Origin of the sequence: Nonomuraea sp. NPDC050790 (assembly GCF_044456745.1) — a bacterium.
In the GTDB taxonomy this organism is placed as follows: Bacteria; Actinomycetota; Actinomycetes; order Streptosporangiales; family Streptosporangiaceae; genus Nonomuraea.
Genome location: NZ_JBITGF010000005.1, coordinates 800,834 through 825,637, shown reverse-complemented (window position 1 = coordinate 825,637; position 24,804 = coordinate 800,834). Strand labels below are relative to the sequence as shown.

The window sequence follows — 24,804 nt, the reverse complement described above, 5'->3', positions numbered from 1 at the left end:
TAGTGCAGATGACCCGCCCAGATGGGGCTGTCAGGACAGGACTGCCCAGACGATCTTCCCGTGCGGGGCCAGCGCGGACCATCCCCAGCGCATGCTGAGCGAGTCGACGATGTGCAGGCCCAGTCCGCCGGCGTCGAGGGGGCCCGGGTAGCGCAGCACCGGGACCGACGAGCCCGGATCGGTGAAGGCGCAGGTGACCAGGGGGCCGCGCCGTACCAGCGACATGTGGACGGGGCGCCGGTCGTGGGGCTCGTTGAGGCGCAGGCCGTGGCGCAGGGCGTTGGTCGCCAGCTCGGAGACGACCAGCTCCATGTTCTCGGTCAGCTCCGGCAGGCCCCATCCGGCCAGCGTGCCGGAGGTGAAGACGCGGGCGGCGTGCACGGAGGGGGCGGCGGCCGGGAGTACGAACGTGGCGCTCGCGTGGGAACCGGACACCAGCAGATCACGCGCCGCCTCTGGCCACCAGCCGACCGGGGGCCACCAGTCGAACGTGGTCCATTGGCCGTGCGCCAAGGTGGATTGCACGTTGATCATTCTGGGGCAAACTATCGTGCAGGTGCAAGAGCGAATGCACGTGCAGAAGCACGCGCTCCGCGCTACGGTTGGCCATCAAATGGTCAATCGGCGGGAAAGGGGATCTTGTCCGCGGCCCATGATCTTTCGGCCGTGAAGTGACAGACTGTGTGACAAGGAATCGACCAAGGAGCAGCACGTGTCCATCGATCCGCCGGGTTCAGCCTCGACAGTTCGGCGCATCATGCTCGGGGCCAGCCTGAGGCGCCTGCGCGAGGATTGCGGGCTTGACCGCGGCCAGGCCGGCTTCCACATCCGGGCGTCCGAGTCCAAGATCAGCCGGATGGAGCTCGGCCGCGTCGGGTTCAAGACACGTGACGTCGAAGACCTGCTCACGCTCTACGGCGTCAGCGACGACGCCGAGCGGCGAGCGCTGCTGGAGATGGTCCGCGAGGCCAACACCCCGGGATGGTGGCACAAGTACTCGTCCGTCCTGCCCGGTTGGTTCACCACGTATGTGGGGCTGGAGGAGGCCGCGAGCGTGATCCGCACCTACGAGGTGCAGCACGTGCCCGGTCTGCTGCAGACGGCCAACTACGCGCGGTCCGTCTACCGGCTCGGCAACCCCGATGCAACCCCAGAAGAGATAGAAAGCCGCGTGCATCTGCGCTTACAGCGGCAGGAGCGCTTCACCCAGAAGGACGGCCCGCGCCTGTGGGCGGTCATCGACGAGGCGACGCTCATGAGGACCATCGGCGGGAGAGAGATCATGGCCGAGCAGCTCCAGCACCTGCTGGAGGTCGCCGCCCTCCCCAACATCACCATTCAGGTGATGCCCTTCAGGTACGGCATGCACGCCGCTGAAGGTGGCGCGTTCAGCATCTTGCGGTTTCCCGAGTCCGATTTGTCGGACGTCGTATACGTCGAACAGCTCTGGGGTGCCCTGTACCTCGACAAGCGTGAGGACGTCGACCCGTACCTCACCGCCATGGAGCAGTTGTGCGTGGAGAGCACCACGCCAGGGGGCACCGTGGAGCTCATCGGCGGTCTTCTCAGAAAGATCTAGATGAAGCACACGTATAACGGCATGCCCGCGGCCGACCTCAAGCAGGTGGCCTGGCGCAAGAGCCGCTACAGCAACTCGCAGGGCAACTGCGTGGAGCTCGCCGAGCTCCCCGACGGGGGTATCGCCATGCGCAACTCGCGTTTCCCCGACGGGCCGGCCCTGATCTACACCCGCGACGAGATCCGGGCGCTGATGCTCGGGGTGAAGGACGGAGAGTTCGACGGCCTCCTCGTTTAACGCCATTTTTACCTCCGGCGCGGCCGCGTAACGGCGGCGCGCCGGGGGTGTAATGGGCCGGACCTCGCGCGCTGTGAGGATCGCTCCATGCTCGATCAGCTCACTCTTTACCCGATCGCCGACGACGTGCTCTTCGCGCCCGGCGGCAAGGTCGTCGTCCGCACCTACGGCGTGGCCCCGGCCCGGGGCTCGGTCTCCTATCGCACCTGGGTGACCGGAATCCGGGACCAGCCGCGCTACTGGCACTGGGGGCACTTCGAGGACGCGGCCTCGGGTCACCGGCGCGTCCTGGAATGGCTCACCGGGCGCGGCCCGCAACCGGTCCCGGCCTGATAGCGTGTCTGCCAAGCAAACGCTTGGCAGAGGCGAGGTGGCGTGGTGCGGCGAGGCATCTACCTGCTCGAAGAGGTCGACTTCCGGCCCATGAACTCCCGCAGGCCGATGGAGTACCTCACCTGGCTCACCCGCTACAAGCGCGAGGACCAAGAGCGGCGCGAGCCCGCCCTCACCGCGGGCATGTCGATCAGGTCGCGCGAGATCGACCTGGTCGGCGCGTTCTACGCGGTCGGCATCACCGGCCACCCGCAGTTCAAGGCCGTCACGCTCTGGGACTGCCACGGCGGCTGGGACGGCGGCTGGCGGCAGATGATGGAGATCTACCAGGGCGTCGACGACCGCCTCTTCCTGTCCGACATCGACGACCTGCGCTTCTCCGCCTTCTCCCGCCCCCTCGGCGCCGCGCCCGGCTCGCCCGCGCTGGCCGACCTGGTCGCCGAGGGGTACGGGGCGGAGTTCTACCTGTTCGAGAGCGCCCGCGTTCGCCCCGGCGCCGCCCTCGACTACCTGGAGGCGGTGCGCACCGAGCGCGCCCCGATCCTCGCCGACCACGGCCACCGGCTGGTCGGGCTCTACGAGGTGCTGTTCTGCGACACCGAGGCGGTCACCGTCTGGGGCATGTCGCTCGACGCCCACCTTTCCGCGCAGCGCGCCCACGACGCCGCGCTCGGCCTGGACGACGAGGCGCGGGCCGACGAGCGGCTGCCCGGCTGGCGCGAGCGGGCCCGCGACTTCCTGGAGGGGCCCTGGCGGGAGACCGTGCTCTCGCCCTTCCCGGGTAGCAAGCTGGCACTCGACGCGGGGCGCGCGCGGACGTAGCGTCGGGCTGCGGAGGTGTCCCCATGACGGACCCGTACCTCTTCAACGGGCGCAGCCCCGACGAGCACGTGGCCGAGTGCGCCGAGTGCACGGCGGCGATCGCGCTGCTGGAACGGCCCGGCCACGCGCAGGAGCCGCCGGCCCGGCTGCGCGAGCGTGTGCTGGCCAGGGCGCGCGGGCGCAGGCAGCCGGCCACGGCGGAGGTGGCGGCGGTAGCCGTACCGTATGCGACGCAGGTGGCGCTCATGGACGAGTTGCTCGCCGAGCTGAGCGTGCCCGAGTGGGACGCGCCGGTGGTCAAGCACGGCACCGTGCGCGCGATGGTCGAGCACCTGGCCGCCAACGACGCGCGGGTGGCGCAGTTCATGGGCGTGCGGGCGCGGGAGGCGCCGGTGCACAGGCGCTGGCGCGAGCAGGCCGGCGCGCTGCTCGAACGGGTCTCCGGCGGCGCCCATGCCCTGCTCGGCGTCGAGGTCGCGCTGGCCGGCCCGCGTCCGGCGCGCGGGTCGCTGCGGCAGGCCATGGTGCAGCGGGCGTTCGAGACCTGGACGCACGCGGAGGACATCAGGGCCGCGGTCGGCCGCCCGCGTGGCACGCCGCCCGTCGATCAGCATCTGCGGCAGATCGTGGAGTTCGGGCTCGGCATGCTGCCCCGGGCGCTGGCGGGTCCGCGCAGGCACGTCTCGGCGACGTTCGTGCTGACCGGTCCCGGCGGCGGCACCTGGACGGTGCCGCTGGCCGAGCCGTCCGAGCGGGTCGCGGTCCTGCTGTCGGCCGAGGCGGCCGGGTTCTGCACGCTGCTGGCGGGGCGGGCGCGCGAGTTCCCCTACGCCGCGGAGGGCGACCCCGGGCTCGCCCGCGACCTGGTCGCCGCCGCGGCCACGCTGGGCTGCGACTGATGGCCGCCGACGAGGAGCTGCGGGCCAGGCTCCTGTGCGGGGAGCTGGGCGCGCTGGAGGACGCCTACGACGAGCACGCCCCTTCCGTGTACGGCCTCGCCCTCAGGGTCACCGGCAGCCCGGCCATCGCGGAGGAGATCACCGAGGAGGTGTTCACCGCGTTGTGGGAGCGGCCGGGCGCCTACGACCCCCGGCACGGCACGCTGCGCGCCTGGCTGGTCACCCGCGGCCTGCACGAGTCGGCCCTGCGCAGCAAGGTCGGCTGAGCGGCCGCGCGTTCCAAGCCCGCACGCTCCCTGCTCACGCCTTCCCTCTCCGCGCGTTCCCTGTCTGTGCGTTCCCTTTCCGCGCCCTCCGTCCCCGCGCCTTCCCTGTCCGCGTGTTCCTGCTCGCGCCTTCCCTGTCCGCGTGTTCCTGCTCGCGCGGTCCGTGACCGTCTGTGGGTTCAGGCGAGGACCGGGGCGTTCCAGTTGAGGACCACCGGTTCCGCGTGTTCGAAGCCGAGCTTGGAGTAGGTCCCGGTGTCGAGGCGGAACAGGCGTCCGTCCTGTGGCGGCAGCCCGAGCCAGCGCGCCGCCAGCACCCGCAGGAAGTGCCCGTGCGCCACCAGGGCCACCTCGCCGTCGGCCGCCTTGGCACGGGCGATCACCCGGTCGGCACGGGCGCCCACCTGGGCGGCGCTCTCGCCGGGATGCTCGGCGTCGCCGGGGATCACGCCGTCACGCCACAGGTACCAGCCGGGCCGGGTCTCGCGGATCGTGGCCGTGGTGATGCCCTCGTAGCCGCCGTAGTCCCACTCCCACAGGTCCGGATCCACCTCGTAGTCGGTCAGCCCGGCCAGCTCCGCCGTACGTCTGGCCCGTCGCGCGGGGCTCACCAGCACCAGGTCGAACGCACCGCCCTTCACCAGCGGCGCCAGCGCCGCGGCCTGGCCCTCGCCGTGCGTGGTCAGCGGCAGGTCGGTGCGGCCGGTGTGCCTGCCGTTCTTGCTCCACTCGGTCTCGCCATGTCTGAGCAGCAGCAGTTCCCTCATGCACCCATCAAACCAGGAGGCCATCGGCTGACTTCCCGCCAGGTCAGGCCAGGTCTTCCACCACGGGGGCGAACGCGTCGAGGTCCCGCTCGTGGTGGAGGACGAAATAGGTCAGGCCGTGCTCGTCGCGCCAGTGGCGCAGCTTGTCGCGGATGTCGTGCCGGGTCCCGCGCAGGACCTGCGGGGTCTCGGCCATGGCCGAGGTGTCGGCGTGGCTCCACGCCTCGGGACCGCCCTCGCCGAGCTCCAGGATGCTGGTGCCCAGCTCGACGGTACGCCCGGCGGCGGCCTCCCGGACCAGCGCGATCTTGGCGAGGAAGGCGTCCAGGCCGCCGTCGGCCGGGTCGGGCCCCGATCCGTCGGCGCGTACCCGGGAGGCGAGGTTGACCGAGTCCGCCTCGCGGGCGGCCAGGCGCAGCAGGCGCGGCCCGCCCCCGGCCAGCAGCAGCGGCGGGTGCGGGCGCTGGACGGGCTTCGGGCGCAGGTCGAGGCGGTCCACGCGGTAGTGGTCGCCGGCGTGGCTGAAGGGCCCCGCACCCCACAGCCCCTTCAGTACGGCCAGCGCCTCCGCCAGCCGCTCCACCCGCGTCCCCGGCCGGTCCAGGGGCAGCCCGGCGGCGGCGTAGTCGGCGGCCAGCCAGCCCGTCCCGATGCCCGGCTCGGCGCGGCCGTCGGAGAGCACGTCGAGCGTGGCCAGTTCCTTGGCCAGCGCCGCCGGGTGGCGGAAGTCGTTGGCCAGCACCATCGTGCCGAGCCGCAGCCGGGTGGTGGCCGTGGCCGCGGCGGCCAGCGCGGGCAGCGGGGCGAAGCGGGCGCCGACGAGGTGGTCAGGCACGAGCATCACGTCGAAGCCCGCGGCCTCAAGCCTCCTGGCCTGCTCGGCCCATGCCTTGGCCGAGTCCGCGTGCCGTACGACCGCACCGAACCTGAAGGGACGCATGGGGCAATCCAAACAAGCGCTTGGCTGAGACGCAAGCACGACTAGACTTACCAAGCGCTTGCTACCACTATCGGGTACATGGACATCCAGGCACGGCGGGCGAACGCCGACGAGATCGCCGCCTTCCAGGACCAGGGATGGGTACGGCTGGCCCGCCTGGTGGACCCCGCCGGCATCGCCGAACTGCGCGAACGTGCCCAGGCACACCTGGCCGCCCGCCCGAGGGCCGGCAGCACCGCCGTCGACCAGGCCTTCGGCCAGTCCCGCGACATCGCCGAGCGCGACCCGGCCTTCGGCGCGCTGGCCAGGAGCCCCGCCGTCGCGGCCAGTGCCGCCGCCATGCTCCACGGCGTCGCCGCCGTGCGCGTGCAGGTCACGAACCTGCTGGTCAAGGAGCCGGGCGAGCACGGCTCCACCGTGTTCCACCAGGACTTCCCGTGGATGCCGATGGACCGCTCGGCCATGCTCACCGTCTGGCTCGCGCTCGTGGACGTGCCCGCCGACATGGGCGCACTGCGCTTCTACACCGGCTCGCACCGGCACGGCCTGCTCGGGCGCAGCTTCGTCGGCGCGGGAGACGACCAGCTCAGCCAGCACCCCTGGCTGAAGGAACTGGAGCTGTCGCCGCCGCTCGACCTCAAGGCCGGCGACGCGACCGTGCACCACGCGCTGACCGTGCACGGCGCGCCGGCCAACCGGCGCGAGACGCCGCGCCTGTCGTTCACCGCCACCTACTTCGACGCCGACGCCCTCTACACCGGCGCGCCGTACGGGCAGACCGACGGGCTCGGGCTGACCGTCAACCGGCCCTTCGACCACCCGAGGTTCCCGTGCCTGAGACCATGAGAGGACCGGTCGCCGACCTCGGGGCCACACTGATGCACGAGCACGTCTTCGGCCTCAGCCCGGAGATCCTCTGGAACTGGCCGGACATCCCCGAGGGCTGGGACCTGGAGGCCCGCGCCCAGGAGGCGGCGGCCAAGCTGGAGGCGCTGAAGGCCGAGGGCATCGACTCCATCGTCGACCTGACCGTGCTCGGGCTGGGCCGCTACGTGCCCGCCGTCCAGCGGGTGGCCGAGCTGACCTCGGTCAACATCGTGGCCGCCACCGGGCTCTACACCTACGACGCGCTGCCGCCGTACTTCGGCAACAGGGGGCCGGGGTCGCTGTTCGGCGGGCCCGACCGGCTGGCGGAGTTCTTCGTGCGCGACATCGTGGAGGGCATCGGGCGTACCGGGGTGAAGGCCGCGATGCTCAAGTGCGCCACCGACCGGCCCGGCATGACCGCAGGGTGCGAGCGCGTCTTCCGCGCGGTCGCCGAGGCGCACGTCCGGACGGGCGTGCCCATCACCACCCACAGCCACGAGCCGGGCGGGCTCGACCAGCAGCGCCTGCTGGCCGCCTGCGGCGTGGACCTCACCCGCGTGGTCATCGGGCACGCCGGCGACTCCACCGACCTGCACTACCTCGAAGAACTGCTGGCCGCGGGCTCCTACCTGGGCATGGACCGCTTCGGCATCGCGACCATCAGCACGTTCGAGGACCGGGTGGCCGTCGTGGCCGCGCTCTGCGAGCGGGGCCACGCCGGGCGGATGGTCCTGTCGCACGACTCCTACTGCTTCAACGACCGCTTCGACGCCGAGGTCGTACGGCGCCGCCACCCCGACTACCACCTCCTGCACATCTCCCGCGACGTCCTGCCCGAGCTGCGCAAGCGCGGCGTCACCGAGGACCAGATCCGCCAGATGCTGGTCGACAACCCGCGAAGGATCTTTGGATGGACTTCGACGTCAGCTCCGACTGGCACGTCGCCGACCCCTACGCCTTCCTGAGGCGGCTGCGGCGCGAGCACCCGGTCTTCCACAGCGCGCACCTGGGCGCGTACGTGCTGACCAGGCACGCCGACGTGCGCGCCGCCTACGGAGACCCCAGGCGCTTCTCCTCCGAGGGGTCGCTGACGATCTCGCGCAGCCTGACCGGGGCCACGCGCGAGAAGCTGGGCGAGCACGGCTCGTTCCTGTCCAGCTTCGTGGCCAACGTGGACCCGCCCGACCACACGCGGCTGCGCAGGTCGGTGTCGCGGGCGTTCACGCCGCGCGCGGTCGCCGCGCTGGAGCAGCGCTTCCGCGCGCTCAACGAGGACCTCCTGGACCGGATCGAAGCCAGGGGCGAGGCGGACTTCGTGCGCGACCTCGGCCACGAGCCGTCGGTCAAGCTGACCGCCCGCTTCATCGGGGTGCCCGAGGCGGACGAGGAGTTCGTGCGGGCGCGGGTCAAGGACTGGTTCCAGCTCTTCCTGTCGCCGCAGCCGCCGGAGCGGCAGCTCGTGCTGGCCGACAGCTTCCTGGAGTACCTGGACTACGTGGACCGCCTGGTCGCCGCCCGCGCCCGCGAGCCGCGCGACGACTTCACCTCGCTGATGACCGGGCTCATCGGCGGGGAGCTGTCGCACCGCGAGGTGGTCGAGCTGATCTCCACCATCCTGCTCGGCGGCAACGACACCGTCCCCAACCAGCTCGGCAACAGCGTGCTGCGGCTGCTGCGTGAGGGGATCTGGCCGGTGCCGGGGGAGCGGCTCCCGGCGGCGGTCGAGGAGTGCATGCGCATCGACGGGGCCTCGCTGGGCTCCTTCCGCCACGCCACCACCGATCTGACCCTGCACGGGACGACGATCCCGGCGGGCTCGCTCGTGCTGCTGTCCACCGACTCCGCCGCCCACGACGAGGCGGTCTTCGCCGATCCCGAGACCTTCGACCTCGACCGGCCCAACGCCGACGCCCACATGGTCTTCGGCTACGGCATCCACTTCTGCGTGGGGGCGGCGCTGGGGCGGCTGCAACTGCGTACCGCGCTGGAGGTGCTGGGGCGGCGGCTGCCGGGTCTGCGCCTCGTGCCGGGGCCCGTGGTCTACCGCAAGTCGATCGTCGGTCGAGGGCTGACCGAATTGCCGGTTAAATGGTGACATGAAGCCGGTGAAGGTGGGATTGGTCGGGGCGGGTCCGTGGGCGGAGATGGCGCACGCGCCGATGCTGGCCAAGAGCCCGGACATCGAGTTCGCCGGGGTCTGGGCCCGCAGGCCCGAGGCCGCCGCCCGGCTCGGGGCGCCGGTGTTCGAGCGGATCGAGGAGCTTTTCGACGCGTGTGAGGCGGTGTGCTTCTGCGTGCCGCCGGCCGTACAGGCCGAGCTGGGGGTGAAGGCGGCTCGGGCGGGCAAGGCGCTGCTGCTGGAGAAGCCCCTCGCCGACTCCCTCGACGGCGCCCAGCGCCTGGCCGACGCGGTCGCCGAGACGGGCGTGGCGTCGCAGATGCTGCTCACCCTGCGGTACGCCCCGCAGACCCGCGCCTTCCTGAGCCGGTGCGCCGAGATCGAGCCCTTCGGCGGGCACGCACTCAACGTCAGCGACGTGCTGACCGGCGAGCACCCGTTCGGCACCCCGTGGCGGCTCCAGCGCGGCGCGCTGCTCGACGTCGGCCCGCACGTCATCGACCTGCTCGACGCCGCGCTCGGCCGGGTGACCGGCGTGCGCGCGCACGGCGACCCGCTCGGCTGGGTCGGGCTGCTGCTCGACCACGAGGGCGGTGCCGTGAGCGAGGTCTCCCTGTGCATGGCCGGCGCCGGCGACCTGCCGCCCTCGACGTTCGCCGTCTACGGCCGCAAGGGCAACGTGACGCTGCCCGGCTTCGACGACGACCCGCTCGACGTGGTGGCCGCCGAGTTCGCCCAGACCGTACGGCAGGGCGGCGGGCACCCGCTCGACGCCGCCCACGGACTGCGGCTGCAGCGCATCATCTCCGAGGCGGAGAATCAAGTCACCACCCCTTGACTCCGGCCCGCTTCGGAGAATTGATAGCGTTTGTCCGACGCGCAGTGTCGCAGCGAAGTCCGGTGTGAGTCCGGCGCTGTCCCGCAACTGTCATAGCCAGGTCGCCTGCCGCTGCGCCGACGTCATCAACCCTCGTGGAAAAGGGTGATCCGTCGCTTACCCGCGGGTCTCTCGGTTCCGACAGTGTGAAAGGACTTCTCGTGAGGCCCGTACGCACGGCCTTCGCGGGCGCGCTGCTGGGAACGCTCGTTCTGACCGCCTGCGGTCAGAACGGCACGACCACCACCACGTCCGCCGCGCCCTCCACCTCCGCCCCCGCCGCCGCGGCGGGCTTCCCCGTGACGGTCGAGGCGGGCAACGGCCCGGTCACGCTGGCGAAGAAGCCCGAGCGGATCATCTCCCTGTCCGCCGCCCACACCGAGACGCTCTTCGCGATCGGCGCGGGCCCGCAGGTGATCGCCGTCGACGACCAGTCCAACTACCCGGCCGAGGCGCCCAAGAGCGATCTGTCCGGGTTCAAGCCCAACGTCGAGGCCATCGTCGCCCAGAAGCCCGACCTCGTCGTCCTGTCCAACGACCAGGACAAGATCGTCGCCGAGCTGGGCAAGCTGAACGTGCCCGTCCTGCTCGAACCGGCCCCGGCCAAGCTCGACGAGGCGTACGACGAGATCACCGACCTCGGCGCCGCCACCGGCAACAAGGACAAGGCCGAGCAGGTCGTCACCGGCATGAAGGCCGAGATGGACAAGCTCGCCGCCGCCGCGCCCAAGGACAAGAAGCTCACGTACTACCACGAGCTCGACCAGACCCCCTACGCCGCGACGTCCAGCACCTTCATCGGCCAGATCTACTCGATCTTCGGCATGACCAACATCGCCGACAAGGCCCCCGGCGCCGCCGGCGGCTACCCCAAGCTGTCGGCCGAGTTCGTCGCCCAGTCCGACCCCGACCTGATCTTCCTGGCCGACGTCAAATGCTGCCAGCAGGACAAGAACACGCTGGCCAAGCGGCCCGGCTGGAAGGGCCTGTCGGCGATCAAGAACGACCAGGTCGTCCTGCTCGACGACGACATCGCCTCCCGCTGGGGCCCGCGCGTCGTCGACCTGGCCAAGGCCATCGGCGCCGCGGTGGACAAGGCGGCCGCGAAGTAGTGCTCGAAACGCAGCTCAAGCCGGCCAGGGCGCGGCCGCTGTGGGTGGCGGGCGCGCTCGTCGTGCTCGCCGCCAGCATGGTCGCGGGCCTGCTCGGCGGCGCCGCCGGCATCTCCCCGTGGCAGGTCGTGCTCCAGGCGCTGGACTGGCTGCCGTTCGTCGCGATCGATTCCGGCCTCGCGCCGATCGAGAAGGGCCTGCTGTACGAGCTGCGCCTGCCCAGAGTCCTGGTCGCGGCCGTGGTCGGCGGCCTGCTCGCCATGGCGGGCGCCGGCTACCAGGGCGTCTTCCGCAACCCGCTGGCCGACCCGTACCTGCTCGGCGCCGCCGCGGGCGCCGGGCTCACCACGACGCTGGTGATCGTCATGGTGCCCGCGCCGGTGCTGACCATCCCGGTCGCCGCGTTCGCCGGCGCGATCGGCGGCGTCATGCTGGCCTTCGCGCTCGGCAACGCCGCCGGGCGCGCCGGCGGCACCGCCACCCTGGTGCTGGCCGGGGTGGCCGTCACCTCCTTCCTCACCGCCATCCAGACGTTCGTGCAGCAGTTCAAGGTCGAGGAGCTGCAGCGCATCTACTCCTGGATCCTCGGCGACGTCGGCGGCGGCTGGGACCAGTTCTGGCTCGTCCTGCCCTACGCCGCCGTCTCCTCGGCCGCGCTGCTCGTGCACGGGCGCATGCTCGACGTGCTGTCCGTGGGCGACGAGGAGGCGAGCGCGCTCGGGCTGCGCGCCTCCCGCGTACGGCTGGCCGTCCTGCTGGCCGCCTCCCTCGCCACCGCCGCCGCCGTCGCGGTCAGCGGCCTGATCGGCTTCGTCGGCATCGTCGTCCCGCACGTGGTGCGCAGGCTCGCCGGCGGCTCCTACCGGATCGTGCTGCCGCTCTCGCTCATCGGCGGCGCCGCCTTCCTCGTCCTGGCCGACCTGCTCGCCCGCACCGTCATCGCCCCCGCCGAACTGCCCATCGGCGTGGTCACCATGTTCGTCGGCGCCCCCTTCTTCGTGGCCGTGCTCCGCATGACCCGCAGGACCTCCACATGATCGGCACCAGCGGCCTGTCCGTCACGCTCGGCGAGCGCGAGGTCCTGTCCGACGTCACCCTCCAGGTACGGCGCGGCGAATGGCTGGCCGTCATCGGCCCCAACGGCGCCGGCAAGTCCACGCTGCTGAAGGCCGTCATGGGCGTCGTCGGCCACCGCGGCGAGGTGAGCATCGACGGGCGGCCCGCCGCCTCGCTCAAGCCCAGGGCCAGGGCCCGCCTGCTCGCCTACGCGCCCCAGACCCCGGCCCTGCCGCCCGACATGACCGTGGCGGAGTACGCGTTGCTGGGCCGCACGCCGTACATCCCCTATCTGGGGCGGGAGAGCCGCCACGACCGCGAGGTCACCGCGTCCGTCCTGGAACGCCTCGACCTGGGCGCCTTCGCCGCCCGCCGGCTCGGCGAGCTGTCCGGCGGCGAACGCCAGCGCGTCGTGCTCGCCAGGGCCCTGGCCCAGCAGGCGCCCGTCCTGCTGCTCGACGAGCCGACCACCGCCCTCGACCTCGGCCACCAGCAGCAGGTGCTCGAACTCGTCGACCGCCTGCGCCTGGCCGACGGCCTCACCGTCGTCTCCACGCTGCACGACCTCACCGTGGCCGGGCAGTACGCCGACACCCTCCTCCTGCTCGCCCACGGCCGCGCGGCCGCGCACGGCAAGCCCGCGCGGGTGCTCACCGAGGCGCTCGTGGGCAGGCACTTCGACGCCCAGGTCAAGATAGAGCCGGGTCCCGACGGGCGGCCCGTCGTGCACCTGATCAGAGGAGGACCGTGAACCTCTCCTACCGCGCCGAGGACGGCGTCCGGCTCGGGGCGTTGCTGTGGGAGCTGGGTCCCGGCTGGCGGACGATCTCCTCGGCCATGCTCGGCGGCGGCATCGGCCCCCGCTCCTGGATCCTGAACGCCCAGGTGGTGGCCGGATACAGCCGCATGGACCCGGTGGACCACCTTGCCGAGTTGGGTCCCGGAGGCAGCGGCGTCGGCATGATGACGGCCGCGTCCGTGGACCGCGTGGAGTCGGCCACCGACGGCGAGGTGACCGCCTGGGCCACGGTCGGCCTGCGCGTCCCCACCTGGGCCGCCGCGCCCCCCGGAGTCCCGGACCCGGAACAGGCCCCCATCCGCGTGGGCACGATCAACATCGTGGTGGTGGCACCGGTGGCGATGACCGACGCCGCCCTGGTCAACACCGTGATGACGGTGACTGAGGCCAAGGCGCAGGCATTGGCGGAGCTGGGCCTGCCCTGCACGGGCACCGCCTCCGACGCGGTCTGCGTAGCCGTCCGCGCCTCAGGCCCCGAGGAACTGTTCGCCGGCCCCCGCTCCGACTGGGGCTCCCGCATGGCCCGCGCCGTCCACACCTCAGTCCGAACCGGCGCCGAAAGGTGGCGCTCCCACCACGGAAAGTGACCAAGGGGTTGCCCGGCTGTCGCGATACTCGATGGGTGACAGCGATCGAACCCATCGGGACGAGCACGGTCCTTCCGGGGAAACCGCCGTTCACCGTCGATGGCCTGCTCCGGTTTCCCGACGACGGGAACCGCTACGAGCTCTTCAACGGGAGCCTTCTGGTGAGCCCTGCCCCTCTCCTCATGCACCAGCGTGCGATCCGACGGCTGGAGCGGATCCTCGACGAGGCCGCGCCGCCGACGCTGGAGCCGTTGTCGGCGGTGAACGTCAAGGTGAGCGAGGAGGATGTCTTCATCCCCGATCTGGTGGTCGTGCCGACGGCGGATGTGGAAGCCAACGAACGGATGGTCGCCCCGGCCACCATCCTGCTCGCCGCAGAGGTCGTCAGCCCCTGCACGAAAGTCCGGGACCGCTTCGTCAAGACCGCTGTCTACGCCGAGGCGGGCATCCCCGCCTACTGGCGGATCGAGCCGGAAGCCCTCTACGTGTACACCCTCGACGAGGGCAGCTACGCGGGCCCGGAGGTCTACAAGGCGGGCGAGATCGCACGGCTCAGCGTGCCCTACGAGGTCGCGTTCGATCCCGGAGCGCTGGTCAGGCCGCGCGGGGCGTAATCCTCGCGGGCGCCGTGTTCGGTGATGTGGCCGGAGCGGAGGTCGGACTCGACTTCCGCGCGGGGGCGGGCGGAGGGCGGGCCCAGGCCGCCGCCGCCCGTGGTCTCGACGATGAAGGCTTCGCCTGCCGTGAAGAGGACGTTGTTGACCTTCGAGGCCAGACGCTCGGTCGTTCCGTCCGGCATACGTTTGAAGAAGCCGCCCAGGCGCCCTGGCAGGCCGCCGTCGCGGCCGGGGGGCGGGATGCGCAGGCGGTCGCCGCGGGTCGTGACGTGGCAGTCGGCCAGGAAGCGGTAGACGGTGCGGGTGCCCAGTCCGCCGCGCCAGCGGCCCGGGCCGCCGGAGTCCGGGATGGTCTCCACCGACTCCACCACCAGCGGGCACCGGCTCTCCACCGGCTCGGCCTGCGGCACCGAGTTGCGGCCGATGCCGAAGTGCACGCCGGTCGCGTCGGGGCCGTCCAGGCCGCGCCGCGCGCCCACGCCGCCGAAATCGTAGGAAAGGTGGATCCAGTACGGCGCGCCCACCGCCGCGATCGAGAACGGCTGCAGGATCCCGCTGGCCGCCATCGCACGTTCCGGCACCGCCTCGGACAACGCCTGGATGACCGCCTCCATCGCCGCATAGATCGGGACGAACCGGCCGCCGCACGGGTAGGGGGAGCGGGCGTTCAGCAGGGAGCCCTCGGGCAGGCGGATGTCGAGGGCGCGCAGGCAGCCCTCGTTCATGGGGATCGACGGGTCCAGGAAGCAGCGCAGCGCGAACACCGCCGCGGCCAGCGACTGCGACGCCGAGGCGTTGATGGCCGCGGGGACCTGCGGGCCGGTGCCGGCGAAGTCGAGGACGGCGCTCCGGCCGGTCAGCGTGACCGCGACCCTGACGTGGTGCGGGGTGCCGGGGTCCAGGCCGTCGTCGTCGATCGGGTAGGCGGCGGTGAACCGGCCGCGGGGCAGCTCGGCCAGGGCCGACCTGGTCCTCTCCTCGGTGTAGTCGAGGTAGCGGGCGATGCCGCCGGCCAGGCCGGCCTCGCCGTACTCCTCGATGAGGGCGCGCAGGCGGGTCGCGGCGACGGCGGTGCCGGCCACGAGCGCGCGCACGTCGCCCATGACCTTGTCCGGTGTACGGCTGTTCGCGCGCAGGATCGCCTCCACCGACGGGAGCACGCCGTCGCCGGTGGCGAGCAGCATCGGCGGGAGCTGGAGCCCCTCCAGGAAGATGTCGGTGGCCAGCGGCGCCATGCCGCCCGCGGACAGGCCGCCCAGATCCGAGACATGGATCATGGTGGCGGTGAAGTAGCGCGGGACGCCGCCGGCGAAGACGGGGCGGAAGACGAGCAGGTCGTTGGTGTGGACGCCGCCCCGGTAGGCGTCGTTGGTGACGTAGACCTCGCCGTCGCGCATGACCGGGTGGTCCTTGCGCACCTCGGGGAGGGCGACCTTGAGCGCCATGCTGTTCATGAGCGTGGTGGCCATGGAGTGGGCGATCAGCGCGCCGTCGGCGTCGAGGATCGCGGCCGAGGCGTCGGAGCCCTCGACGATGAACGTGGAGTAGGCCGAGCGCACGACGACGATGCTCGCCTCTTCGGCGGCCACGACCAGCGCGTGGCGCAGCACTTCGGCGGTCAGGTCCATTCCGCGCGCTCCAGGTGTACGGCTCCCGCCCCGCCCAGGCGCGCCCGCCAGCCGGGCGGGACGACGATGGTGGCCTCCGGGTCCTCGACGATCGCGGGACCGTCCAGGGTGGTGAAGGTGGCGCGGGTGTGCACCGGGACCTCGACGGGGCCGCCCAGGTAGACCGTCCTGCTCGTCACGCGGGCCTCCGCCGGCTCCGGCGGGCCCTCCTCCCAGGCGGGGGCGGCGCTCTCGTGGGTCACCCGGACCCGGTAGCTCACGTGCTCGGTCGCGCCCCGCTGGGCGATGCCGTACACCTGCGTGTATCGGGCGAAGAAGCGGGCGGACAGCGTGCCGGGGTCGTCGCTCCACTCCACGGTCAGGTCGTGCGCCTGCCCGCGGAAGCGCACGTCGGCCAGCCGGGTCACCCGCAGTTCCGGCAGCGGCAGGCCGAGGTCGGCGGCCGCCTCCTGGGCCAGTTCCGCGAAGACGCGGCCGGGGTCGGGCGCGCCCAGGGCCGAGCGGACCCGTTCCGTCGCCGGCACCGCCGCCAGCAGGCCCGCCGCCGAGGCCACGCCGCAGTGGGCGGGCACCAGGACGGCCGTGATGCCGAAGCGCTCGGCCACCCGGCAGGCGTGCATCGGCCCCGCCCCGCCGAAGGCCACGAGCGTGAAGCCGCGCGGGTCGATGCCGCGCTGCACGGTGACGACGTGCACCGCCGACGCCATCGACGCGCACACGATCTCGTGTACGGCCTGCGCCGCCTCCTCCGCCGACACCCCGAGCGGCACGGCCAGCCGTTCCACGGCCTTCACCGCCGCCGCCCGCGACAGCGGGATCGACGCCGACGACAGCAGCCCGAGCACGAGGTTGGCGTCGGTGACCGTGGGCTCGGACCCGCCCAGGCCGTAGCAGGCCGGACCGGGGGAGGAGCCGGCCGAGCGCGGCCCCACGCGCAGCGCGCCCGCCTCGTCCACCCACGCGACGCTGCCGCCGCCGGCGCCGACCTCGGCCAGGTCGATGGCGGGCGTCTTGATGGGCACGCCGGTGCCCGCCCGTCGCCCGCCGAAGCTGCCCTTCCCGCCCACGTGGAACTCGCGGGTCAGTTCCGGCACGCCGTCGCGCACCAGGCAGGCCTTGGCGGTGGTGCCGCCCATGTCGAAGGAGACGACCGCGGGCAGCCCGGTCGCCGCGGCGGCCAGCACCCCGGCGGCGGGGCCCGACTCGATCGTGGCCACCGCGCGGCGGGCGGCGAGTTCGGCCGAGATGACGCCGCCCGCCGAGTCCATGACGTGGACGGGGGCGTCGATGCCCAGCTCGCGCAGGCTGCCGCGCAGGCGGCTCAGGTAGTCGGACATGAGCGGGCCGACGTAGGCGGACATGATCGTGGTCGTGGCGCGCTCGTACTCGCGGATCTCCGGCCACACCTCGCTGGAGACGGCCACGTTGGAAATGCTCTCGCGCAGGATCGCGGCCACCTGGCGCTCGTGCTCGGGGTTGGCGTAGGAGTGGAGCAGGCAGACGGCGGCCGAGGTGATGCCGCGGGCCACGATGGCTTGGGCGGCCTGCCGTACCGTGTCGAGGTCCAGGGGAGTGAGGACGGCGCCGCGGCTGGAGACGCGCTCGGCCACCTCGAAGCAGTCCTCGGCGGCGACCGGCGGCGGGGGCGGGGTGAAGCGCAGGTCGTAGCGGTCCTCCTCGACGCGGGCGTAGCGGCCGAGCGGGATGACCGAGCGGAAGCCCCGGGTGGTGACGAAGGCGACGCGCACGCCCGTGCGCTCCAGGACGGCGTTGGTGGCCAGCGTGGTGGCGTGGACGACCCTGCTCACCTGGGACGGGTCGGTGAGCACGCGGCGGATGGCGGTCGTTACGCCTGATACCGGATCGTCATGGGTGCTGAGGACCTTGGCCACGGCGGTCCTGCCGCCGGGTCCGCGCCGCACCACGTCGGTGAAGGTGCCGCCCACGTCGACGGCGATCACGTAGCTCATCGGGTTCACCGTAGGCGGCCTAGCAAGCGCTTGTCTATGTGGCGGGACCTTGACTTATGCCGGGTGGTTGGGACGCTGTTCCTATCCTTTTGCGAGGGAGCGGAAATGGCGCGTCTCACAGCTCTGGCGGGCGCCGCGGCGATGACCGTGGTCGTGCTCGGCCTGCCCGCGCTGGCCCACGAGCACCCGAGCGGCATCACCGACCTGGTGACGCCCGCGGTGGTCCGGGTCGAGGCGACGGCGCACGTGGAGATCACCCTGCTGGACCACATCGGCGACCTCGTCCACGTGGAACGTGCCTACGACCTGCCGATCGGCAAGGGCACCGGCATCGTGGTCAACCCCGAGGGCGCCATCGTGACGCTCACCGGGATCGTCCAGAGCGCCGACGACGTGCGCGTCTACGCGGCGAACAAGGTCTTCTCCGAGCACCACAAGGTGAAGGTCCCGCTCGACTTCAAGCGGCACAAGCTCGACGACCCGCAACTCGACCGGCACCTGCGCGACTGCTACCCGCCGAAGCGCCCCACCGCGACCTGCATCATCAACGCCACCACCAACATCACGATATTTCCCAACATCTCGCCGCCCGACCCCAAGGGCTTCACCGCCGAGGTCGTGAAGGCGGGCGCCGGCCCCGACACCCCCGCCGTGCTCGTGCCCACCGGCCGCGCCGACGGCGGCGTCGGCATGCCCACCGCGCCCCTGGCCGACAAGGTGCCCGACAAGGCCGGCTCGCCCACCAACGTCGCCGGCTTCCTCGGCCGCCCCGCCGCCAAGCTCCAGCACACCGTCGAGATCGCCCACCTCGGCCAGGGCGGCGCGGGACAGGGCGGCCGGCCGTTCGCCGACCCGGACAAGAAGGTCGACGAGCCGGTCAAGCTCGGCGGCCTCGCCGACCGCGGCATGGTCGGCGCCCCGGTCATCGGCGACAAGGACGGCCACGTCATCGGCATGCTCGTCGGCGGCGGCAAGGACGCCAGGATGATCGGCGTCAGGGAGATCACCGCCGCGCTCACCGCGGCCGGCGTCCCGCCCAGGCGCGGCGTGGTCGACTCCGCCTTCGAGGCCGCGCTCACCCGCTTCCACACCAAGTACTACACCGAGTCCGCGCCCGGCTTCCAGCGCGTGATGGAGCTCTACCCCGGCCACGTCGTCGCCGGAGCCCACCTCAAGACCTCGCTGGCCAAGCGCGGCACCTCCGAGGACGCCGGCACCAAGAAGGCGCCCGTGCGCCAGGCCGGCGCGATGCCGCTGTGGCCGTTCATCGCCGCCGCCGGGGTGCTGTTCGTGGGGGCGCTGCTCGGCGCGTTCCTCCTGTGGCGCCGAGGTCGCGGGCCCACGCCCGCGCCCCGCCCACCCGACGGCCTGGCAGCGGTACGGCCCCGCCTCGACGAAGGCTCCACCGAGACCGTCGTCGTCCGGCGTGACCAGGCGCTCCAGCAGGTGCCCAACCCGGTGCTGACCGCCCAGGAACAGCGCTACTGCACCGGCTGCGGCATGAGGCTCGGACAGGGACACCGGTTCTGCGGCTACTGCGGGCTGCCGACGTGAACGACAGGTCGTTGATCGGGCAGGAGGTCGCCGGGTACCTCATCGAGAACATCGTCGGCAAGGGCGGCATGGCCGTCGTCTACCTGGCACTCGACCCGCGCCTGAGCCGGCGCGTGGCCCTGAAGATCCTCAACCCGGTCCTCAGCGTCGACGACCGCTTCCGCCAGCGCTTCATCCTCGAGTCGCGCACCGTGGCCAGCATCGAGCACCCCAACATCATCCCGATCTACGAGGCCAACGCCGACCCCTCCGGCGTCCTCTACATCGCCATGCGCTACGTCGACGGCTCCGACCTGCGCCGCCTCATCTACGACCGCGGCCCGCTCCCCATCGCCCAGGCCAACACCATCTTCGCCCAGGTCGCCGCCGCCCTCGACGCCGCCCACGCCCACGACCTGATCCACCGCGACGTCAAACCCGCCAACATCCTGCTGGCGGGCGACCACGTGTACCTCACCGACTTCGGCATCACCAAGCACCGCACGTCGATCTCCGGGCTGACGCAGACCGACCAGTTCATCGGCACGCCCCGCTACATGTCGCCCGAGCAGATCAACAAGGAGACCGTGGACGGGCGGTGCGACCAGTACGCCCTCGCCTGCGTGGTCTACGAGGCGCTGGCGGGGCGGCTGCCGTTCCAGCGGGACAACGACATCGCGCTGCTGTGGGCCCACCTGGCCGAGCAGCCCGCGCCGCTGTCCCGGGTACGGCCGGACCTGCCGCTCGAGGTGGACGGCGTGATGATGCGGGCCCTGGCCAAGGCGCCCGAGCAGCGCTACCCGAGCTGCACGGCTTTCGTGGCCGCGCTGCGCGACGCGATCAGCGGCCACGTCTCGGAGACCGCCCCGAGACAGTCCCTGAGATCATCAGCACCCTCGGCGCCGGCGCCCGGGGTGGGACGGCGGAACGGCAAGCTGCCCATCGTCCTGGCGGCTCTGACCGCGGCGGTGGCCGCGCTGGTCCTGGTGGTCCTGCTGCTGATGAACCAGCAGACCGACGCGTGGACCAGCTACAGCCAGACCGCCGCCGCGCCCGTGACCTTCGAGCACCCGTCAAGCTGGACCGCCACCACGCACGGCGACCTGTTCGCCGTGGTGTCGCCAAGGGCGGCGGAGTTCGAGTCGCTGTTCGTGTCCGGAGCCGGAGCGGACTGGTCCCGAGTGGCCCCGATCATCGCCGAGGACCCGGAGTCGGCGTCAGGCGTGTACGTCCAGTTGTCCGACACCCTGGACGGCACGGCGACGGCCGACCAGATGAAGTCGACGTTGGAGGGCCTGCTGCCGGGCGAGGTGACCATCCCGAGAAACCCGGTTCAGGACCAGGCGGGCAGCAGCCAGGCCAGAAGCTTCCAGGGCACCCTCCAAGACCCAAGAGGCGCGTCCAGGCTGGGCTTCGTAGGCTACGTGGTGGACCGCCCGGCGAAGCCGATGCTGCTCCTGTACTTCTGCGCCGGCGCCACCTGCGACGACGCCACCCAGGTCCGGGTACGGCAGAGCGTACGGGTCGGCTGAACGGCACGGTCCTCACGCTCCGCGCTCGGGCTCCCTTGACGAGGGCGCCCAGTTCCCCGGCCCCCTCGCCGGTGGCCTACGGCCCCCAGTCCCCCGAGCGCCGGCACGCGGCGTGGCCAAAAGCATGGAGCTCGCGCGCTCTCCCATGAACCCCATCCGGTGCCCCGATCTTTCCCTTGGCCGTCACCATGCTCGATCGGGTCACGGGAGGGTCGAACGTCGGCGGACTGTAGGTTCGCAGCAGCCGCACCGCCTGATCGCTCGGAGATGTACATGCCGTTCCGTTTGGAGCGAGGCTCAACGGGATTTCGTCACCACGGCCTCCTGAGGGGCTGGCCGGCCGGGACGTATGGGGCGCGTTGGGGGGTGTAGGCCCTTGAGGAGCGTCGATGGGTTCGATGGCGGTCGTCTAGATTGTGGAGGGACTAGCGTTGCATGCCCTGTCTGCGTGTATATTTTCCGTCAATAGGTGACTTTGGCAGGAGATATTTCATGAAGTCCTTCCCCAAGGTGCTCTTCGACGAGGCCCACAGCGAGTCGTGGACCATCCGGCGTGACGTGGCCGAGGCGATGAACCCCGGCCACCCCGACGACAACAGCTACGCGCGTGCCGCCGGTCAGTTGCGGCACCTTGGGCACACGGTCGGCGCCCACACCACCGGCCCGCTTGACGCGGGAACGCTCCAGGGCCAGGACGTGCTGGTCATCGCGCATCCTTCGGGGGAGCGGTGGGAGCGCACCACCGGGCAGGGCAGCCCCGTGTTCTCGGCTGCCGAGCTCGACGCCATCACCGCCTATGTCGCGGACGGTGGCGGGCTGGTCGTGCTGGCCGAGGAGGAGCAGGACAAGTACGGCAACAACCTCAACGACCTGCTGGGCCGCTTCGGGGTGAAGGTCGAGCACACCACCGTGCGCGACCTCGGGCACGCCCATCGGGACGTCGCCACCTGGGTCCTGGCCGAGAAGAACACCTCTGACGGGCTGCTCGCGGGTGTCGGGCGGGCCTGCTTCTACCGGTCCGGCGTCCTGACCCTCGCCTCCGTCCAGGAAAGCGAGGGTCCGGACAGCAAGCAGGCCACCGTCCTGTTCGCGTCCTCGCCGTCCGCCACCCCCGCCACCACCCCCCTGGCCGTGGCCCTCGAGTACGGCAAGGGCAGGGTGGTCGTGTTCGCCGACTCCGACCTGTTCGGCGACGACTCCATCGAGGACTACGACCACCGCCGCCTCTGGGGCAACGTGGTCACCTGGGCCGCCCGCCTCCCCTCCGACGAACGAAGCAGGACGGACCAGGACAAGACCAAGGCAGAAGGCTTCGCCAGGCTCAAGGCCACGGTCGAGGAGCTGCGGCCGCTGCAGGTCAAGGACGGGTCGGTGCGGGAGGAGGAGAAGGAGCGGGCCAAGGAACTGGTCGGCTCGATCGCCCGCCAGGTGGCCGAGATGTCCGCGCACTTCCCGCACGACGCCGCCTACCTCCAGGCCGTGCAGGACGACCTGCGCGCCTGGTCGGAGCAGGACCTCGGCGTCCCCGACTTCCTCGCCTCGCTGGAGCTCTTCCACCCCGACACCCAGCGCGTGGACGGCCTGGAGCACCTGGTGGTGTTCCCGATGTACACGCAGAACGGCAACCCCAACCGCAACGTCGAGGCCGTCTGGATCCGTACGATCTGGCCCGACTGGCTGGCCGCGCTGGAGGCCGGGGGCTACGACAACCCGATGTTCGTCCCGATCGCCTTCGAGGACTTCACCTCGGGCTACGACACCCACTCGGCCGTGCTGTTCCCCGAGACCGTCGCGGTCAGGCAGGCGCCGCAGCGCTTCACCTGGGGCGGCATCTTCGCCGACCGGGAGGCGGCCAGGTTCCGGGCGGTCTCCGGCGCCGCCGCCGCCACGCTCAAGCTGGACCTGCCGCCGGACGCCGCCCGGCTGCTGGCCTCGCAGCAGCTCGCCCGGGACACGTTCGTCATGTGGGACCTGATCCACGACCGTACGCACAGCCATGGTGACCTGCCGTTCGACCCGTTCATGATCAAGCAGCGCATGCCGTACTGGCTCTACTCGCTGGAGGAACTGCGCTGTGACCTGACCGCGTTCGGCGAGGCGGTGAAGCTGGAGAAGGACGGGGTGCCGCACGCGCGTTACGTGCAGATCGCGATCCTGTTCGACCGGCTCTTCCGTTTCCCGATCACCGGCGAGCGGGTGCGCAACTACGACGGGCTCGGCGGGCAGCTCCTGTTCGCTTACCTGCACCGCAACGACATCGTGCGCTGGACCGACAACCGGCTCACGATCGACTGGGAGCGGGTCGCGGACGGCGTGGCCGACCTGCGCGGGGAGGTGGAGAAGCTCTACCGCGACAGCATCGACCGGTCCAAGATCGCGCACTGGCTGGCGGCGTATGACCTGGTCAGCGCCTACGTGGCGGCGAACCCGGGTTCGACCTGGGCCAAGGGCATCCAGGCGCTGCCGGAGGAGCAGAAGGCCAAGGTGGACGCGGTGCTGCCGGACGAGTTCCCCCTGAGCATGTTCTACGAGGCGCTGCGCCGTAAGCTCGCAGACGTCGTCGAGAGCACCAAGGGGATCCGCGCATGATCATCCTCATCACCGGCGCCGCCGGGCCCACGGGCCAGGCGGTCACCGCGTACTTCGAGAAGCAGGGCCACACCGTCGTCGGCGTGGACAAGGACGAGGTCGACCTGCTGGACCGCGCCGCCGTACAGGCGCTGGCCGAGCGCATCGACGTCGAGCACGGCCGCGTCGACGGGGTGGTGCACCTCGTGGGCGGCTGGCGCGGCGGTAGGACGTTCGCCGACACCGACCTCGACGAGTGGAACGTGCTGCACGACCTGCTCGTGCGCACCCTGCAGCACGTCACGCTGGCCTTCGAGCCGCTGCTGCGCAAGAGCGACAACGGCCGGTTCGTGATCGTCTCGGCCAAGGCGGCCGAGAACCCCACCGCGGGCGGCGCCTGCTACGCCGCGGCCAAGGCCGCCTCGGAGGCGTGGACCAGGTCGCTGGCCGACGCGCTGAAGGACACCGGCTCCGCCGCCGTCATCCTGGTGGTGAAGGCGCTGGTCAACGACGCCATGCGGGCGGCCAAGCCGGAGGCGCGGTTCGAGGGGTTCACCGACGTGCGTACCCTCGCCGAAGCCATCGGCGGCCTCTACGAGCGTCCGGCGGCACAGATCAACGGCACCCGATTGGACCTCACCGCGTGATTCCCCGGCACGACCCAGAGCTGAAGGCGTTCGCGAGCGACAACTACGCGGGCGTCCACCCGGAGATCCTGGAGGCCATCGTCCGCGCGAACGGCGGCCACCAGATCTCCTACGGCGAGGACGTCTACACCGAGGCCCTGCACGGCGTCTTCCAGCGGCACTTCGGCGAGCGGGCGCAGACCTACCCGGTCTTCAACGGCACCGCCGCCAACGTGGTCTCGCTGCGCTCCATGCTCGACCCCTGGCAGGCGGTCATCTGCGCCGACACCGCCCACATCCACACCGACGAGGGCGGGGCGCCGGAGGTGGCGGGCGGCATCAAGCTGTTCACGGTCGCCACGCCCGACGGCAAGCTCACCCCGGAGCTGATCGACACGCAGGCGTGGGGGTTCGGCGACGTGCACCGCGCCCAGCCCGGCGTCGTGTCGATCTCCAACACCACCGAGCTCGGCACCGTCTACACCCCCGGCGAGATCACCGCGATCTGCGCGCACGCCCACGAACGGGGCCTTAAGGTCCACCTCGACGGCTCCCGCCTCACCAACGCCGCCGCCGCCCTGGGCGTGCCCCTGCGCGCGCTCACCACCGACGCGGGCGTGGACGTCCTCTCCTTCGGCGGCACGAAGATTGGGCTGCTGTACGGCGAGGCCGTCGTGGTGCTCAACCCCGCCGCCGCCCGCGGAGTCGACTACCTGCGCAAGACGTACATGCAGTTGTCGTCCAAGATGCGCTTCGTCTCGGCCCAGTTCGAGGCGCTGCTCGGCGGCGACCTGTGGCTGCGCAACGCCCGCCAGGCCAACGCGATGGGCCGCCGCCTGGCCGAGGCCGTGCGCGACATCCCCGGCGTCGAGGTGCCGAGGCCCGTCGAGGCCAACGCCGTCTTCGCCATCCTGCCGCCGGAGGTGACGGAGCGGCTGCAGAAGCGCTTCCGCTTCTACACCTGGAACCCGGCGACCGGCGAGGTGCGCTGGATGTGCTCCTTCGACACCACCGAGGCCGACGTGGACGCCTTCGCCGCCGCCGTACGCGAGGAGATGGCGGCCTGAGCC

25 protein-coding genes and 1 riboswitch are annotated in these 24,804 nt (G+C 71.7%); of the genes, 20 read left to right on the top strand and 5 right to left on the bottom strand.

What is annotated here, in order from left to right; genetic code table 11:
- Positions 1-30: 30 nt before the first annotated feature.
- Positions 31-534 carry an ATP-binding protein gene (locus ACIBEJ_RS29020; RefSeq protein WP_397185998.1) on the bottom strand — a complete coding sequence of 168 codons (504 nt, stop codon included), beginning with the start codon at positions 532-534 and terminating at the stop codon, positions 31-33.
- A 223-nt stretch (positions 535-757) separates the two neighbouring features.
- Between ACIBEJ_RS29020 and ACIBEJ_RS29015 the strand changes: the two genes are divergently transcribed.
- From ACIBEJ_RS29015 to ACIBEJ_RS28990, 6 genes are all read left to right on the top strand, one after another.
- Entirely contained in the window at positions 758-1,579 is an 822-nt protein-coding gene (locus ACIBEJ_RS29015; protein WP_397186105.1) for a helix-turn-helix domain-containing protein, read from the top strand.
- A complete protein-coding gene (locus ACIBEJ_RS29010; protein WP_184970552.1) occupies positions 1,580-1,816 on the top strand; it encodes a DUF397 domain-containing protein in 237 nt (78 codons plus the stop codon).
- Positions 1,817-1,903: 87 nt separating this feature from the next.
- A complete protein-coding gene (locus ACIBEJ_RS29005) occupies positions 1,904-2,149 on the top strand; it encodes a hypothetical protein (RefSeq protein WP_397185997.1) in 246 nt (81 codons plus the stop codon).
- A gap of 45 nt (positions 2,150-2,194) precedes the next feature.
- Positions 2,195-2,971, top strand: coding sequence for a hypothetical protein (locus tag ACIBEJ_RS29000; RefSeq protein WP_397185996.1), 777 nt, complete (start codon positions 2,195-2,197; stop codon positions 2,969-2,971).
- A gap of 23 nt (positions 2,972-2,994) precedes the next feature.
- Entirely contained in the window at positions 2,995-3,870 is an 876-nt protein-coding gene (locus tag ACIBEJ_RS28995; protein ID WP_397185995.1) for a hypothetical protein, read from the top strand.
- The gene (locus ACIBEJ_RS28990; protein WP_397185994.1) at positions 3,870-4,136 is read left to right on the top strand and encodes a sigma factor; all 267 of its coding nucleotides are present in this window, start codon (positions 3,870-3,872) and stop codon (positions 4,134-4,136) included. The genes ACIBEJ_RS28995 and ACIBEJ_RS28990 overlap by 1 nt, the downstream gene beginning before the upstream one ends.
- Before the next feature lie 179 nt (positions 4,137-4,315).
- Here ACIBEJ_RS28990 and ACIBEJ_RS28985 read toward each other — a convergent pair whose 3' ends face one another.
- Both ACIBEJ_RS28985 and ACIBEJ_RS28980 read right to left on the bottom strand, forming a co-directional pair.
- Entirely contained in the window at positions 4,316-4,903 is a 588-nt protein-coding gene (locus ACIBEJ_RS28985) for a histidine phosphatase family protein (protein ID WP_397185993.1), read from the bottom strand.
- 43 nt (positions 4,904-4,946) lie between these two features.
- Positions 4,947-5,843: a TIGR03621 family F420-dependent LLM class oxidoreductase gene (locus tag ACIBEJ_RS28980; RefSeq protein WP_397185992.1), complete on the bottom strand. Its 897-nt coding sequence runs from the start codon at positions 5,841-5,843 to the stop codon at positions 4,947-4,949.
- 78 nt (positions 5,844-5,921) lie between these two features.
- Between ACIBEJ_RS28980 and ACIBEJ_RS28975 the strand changes: the two genes are divergently transcribed.
- The 9 genes from ACIBEJ_RS28975 to ACIBEJ_RS28935 all read left to right on the top strand — a co-directional run bounded on the left by ACIBEJ_RS28975 (position 5,922) and on the right by ACIBEJ_RS28935 (position 13,874).
- Entirely contained in the window at positions 5,922-6,689 is a 768-nt protein-coding gene (locus ACIBEJ_RS28975; protein ID WP_397185991.1) for a phytanoyl-CoA dioxygenase family protein, read from the top strand.
- Positions 6,686-7,675 carry a phosphotriesterase gene (locus ACIBEJ_RS28970; protein WP_397185990.1) on the top strand — a complete coding sequence of 330 codons (990 nt, stop codon included), beginning with the start codon at positions 6,686-6,688 and terminating at the stop codon, positions 7,673-7,675. Before ACIBEJ_RS28975 ends, ACIBEJ_RS28970 begins: the two co-directional genes overlap by 4 nt.
- Positions 7,621-8,805, top strand: coding sequence for a cytochrome P450 (locus ACIBEJ_RS28965; protein WP_397185989.1), 1,185 nt, complete (start codon positions 7,621-7,623; stop codon positions 8,803-8,805). Before ACIBEJ_RS28970 ends, ACIBEJ_RS28965 begins: the two co-directional genes overlap by 55 nt.
- A gap of 1 nt (position 8,806) precedes the next feature.
- Complete coding sequence (locus ACIBEJ_RS28960) at positions 8,807-9,667, top strand: Gfo/Idh/MocA family protein (protein WP_397185988.1); 861 nt, start codon at positions 8,807-8,809, stop codon at positions 9,665-9,667.
- 10 nt (positions 9,668-9,677) lie between these two features.
- Positions 9,678-9,795, top strand: a riboswitch (cobalamin riboswitch).
- A 72-nt stretch (positions 9,796-9,867) separates the two neighbouring features.
- Entirely contained in the window at positions 9,868-10,818 is a 951-nt protein-coding gene (locus ACIBEJ_RS28955; protein WP_397185987.1) for an ABC transporter substrate-binding protein, read from the top strand.
- On the top strand, positions 10,818-11,855 hold the full coding sequence (locus ACIBEJ_RS28950) for a FecCD family ABC transporter permease (RefSeq protein WP_397185986.1): 1,038 nt from the start codon (positions 10,818-10,820) through the stop codon (positions 11,853-11,855). The genes ACIBEJ_RS28955 and ACIBEJ_RS28950 overlap by 1 nt, the downstream gene beginning before the upstream one ends.
- The gene (locus ACIBEJ_RS28945; protein WP_397185985.1) at positions 11,852-12,625 is read left to right on the top strand and encodes an ABC transporter ATP-binding protein; all 774 of its coding nucleotides are present in this window, start codon (positions 11,852-11,854) and stop codon (positions 12,623-12,625) included. The genes ACIBEJ_RS28950 and ACIBEJ_RS28945 overlap by 4 nt, the downstream gene beginning before the upstream one ends.
- Positions 12,622-13,260, top strand: coding sequence for an adenosylcobinamide amidohydrolase (locus ACIBEJ_RS28940; protein WP_397185984.1), 639 nt, complete (start codon positions 12,622-12,624; stop codon positions 13,258-13,260). Before ACIBEJ_RS28945 ends, ACIBEJ_RS28940 begins: the two co-directional genes overlap by 4 nt.
- A gap of 35 nt (positions 13,261-13,295) precedes the next feature.
- The gene (locus ACIBEJ_RS28935; protein ID WP_397185983.1) at positions 13,296-13,874 is read left to right on the top strand and encodes a Uma2 family endonuclease; all 579 of its coding nucleotides are present in this window, start codon (positions 13,296-13,298) and stop codon (positions 13,872-13,874) included.
- Here the strand turns inward: ACIBEJ_RS28935 and ACIBEJ_RS28930 are convergent.
- Together ACIBEJ_RS28930 and ACIBEJ_RS28925 are read right to left on the bottom strand one after the other, a co-directional pair.
- A complete protein-coding gene (locus tag ACIBEJ_RS28930) occupies positions 13,823-15,505 on the bottom strand; it encodes a hydantoinase B/oxoprolinase family protein (RefSeq protein WP_397185982.1) in 1,683 nt (560 codons plus the stop codon). The two genes, ACIBEJ_RS28935 and ACIBEJ_RS28930, sit on opposite strands and share 52 nt — an antisense overlap.
- On the bottom strand, positions 15,496-17,475 hold the full coding sequence (locus ACIBEJ_RS28925) for a hydantoinase/oxoprolinase family protein (RefSeq protein WP_397185981.1): 1,980 nt from the start codon (positions 17,473-17,475) through the stop codon (positions 15,496-15,498). Before ACIBEJ_RS28925 ends, ACIBEJ_RS28930 begins: the two co-directional genes overlap by 10 nt.
- 105 nt (positions 17,476-17,580) lie before the next feature.
- Between ACIBEJ_RS28925 and ACIBEJ_RS28920 the strand changes: the two genes are divergently transcribed.
- The 5 genes from ACIBEJ_RS28920 (at position 17,581) to ACIBEJ_RS28900 (ending at position 24,801) form a co-directional block, all read left to right on the top strand.
- Positions 17,581-19,029 carry a hypothetical protein gene (locus tag ACIBEJ_RS28920; RefSeq protein ID WP_397185980.1) on the top strand — a complete coding sequence of 483 codons (1,449 nt, stop codon included), beginning with the start codon at positions 17,581-17,583 and terminating at the stop codon, positions 19,027-19,029.
- Positions 19,026-20,540 (top strand): serine/threonine-protein kinase, encoded by a 1,515-nt coding sequence (locus ACIBEJ_RS28915; protein WP_397185979.1) that lies wholly within the window; start codon positions 19,026-19,028, stop codon positions 20,538-20,540. Before ACIBEJ_RS28920 ends, ACIBEJ_RS28915 begins: the two co-directional genes overlap by 4 nt.
- 492 nt (positions 20,541-21,032) lie before the next feature.
- Entirely contained in the window at positions 21,033-23,129 is a 2,097-nt protein-coding gene (locus ACIBEJ_RS28910; RefSeq protein ID WP_397185978.1) for a DUF6421 family protein, read from the top strand.
- Positions 23,126-23,755 (top strand): SDR family NAD(P)-dependent oxidoreductase, encoded by a 630-nt coding sequence (locus ACIBEJ_RS28905; protein WP_397185977.1) that lies wholly within the window; start codon positions 23,126-23,128, stop codon positions 23,753-23,755. The genes ACIBEJ_RS28910 and ACIBEJ_RS28905 overlap by 4 nt, the downstream gene beginning before the upstream one ends.
- A complete protein-coding gene (locus ACIBEJ_RS28900) occupies positions 23,752-24,801 on the top strand; it encodes a threonine aldolase family protein (RefSeq protein ID WP_397185976.1) in 1,050 nt (349 codons plus the stop codon). Before ACIBEJ_RS28905 ends, ACIBEJ_RS28900 begins: the two co-directional genes overlap by 4 nt.
- Positions 24,802-24,804: the final 3 nt, after the last annotated feature.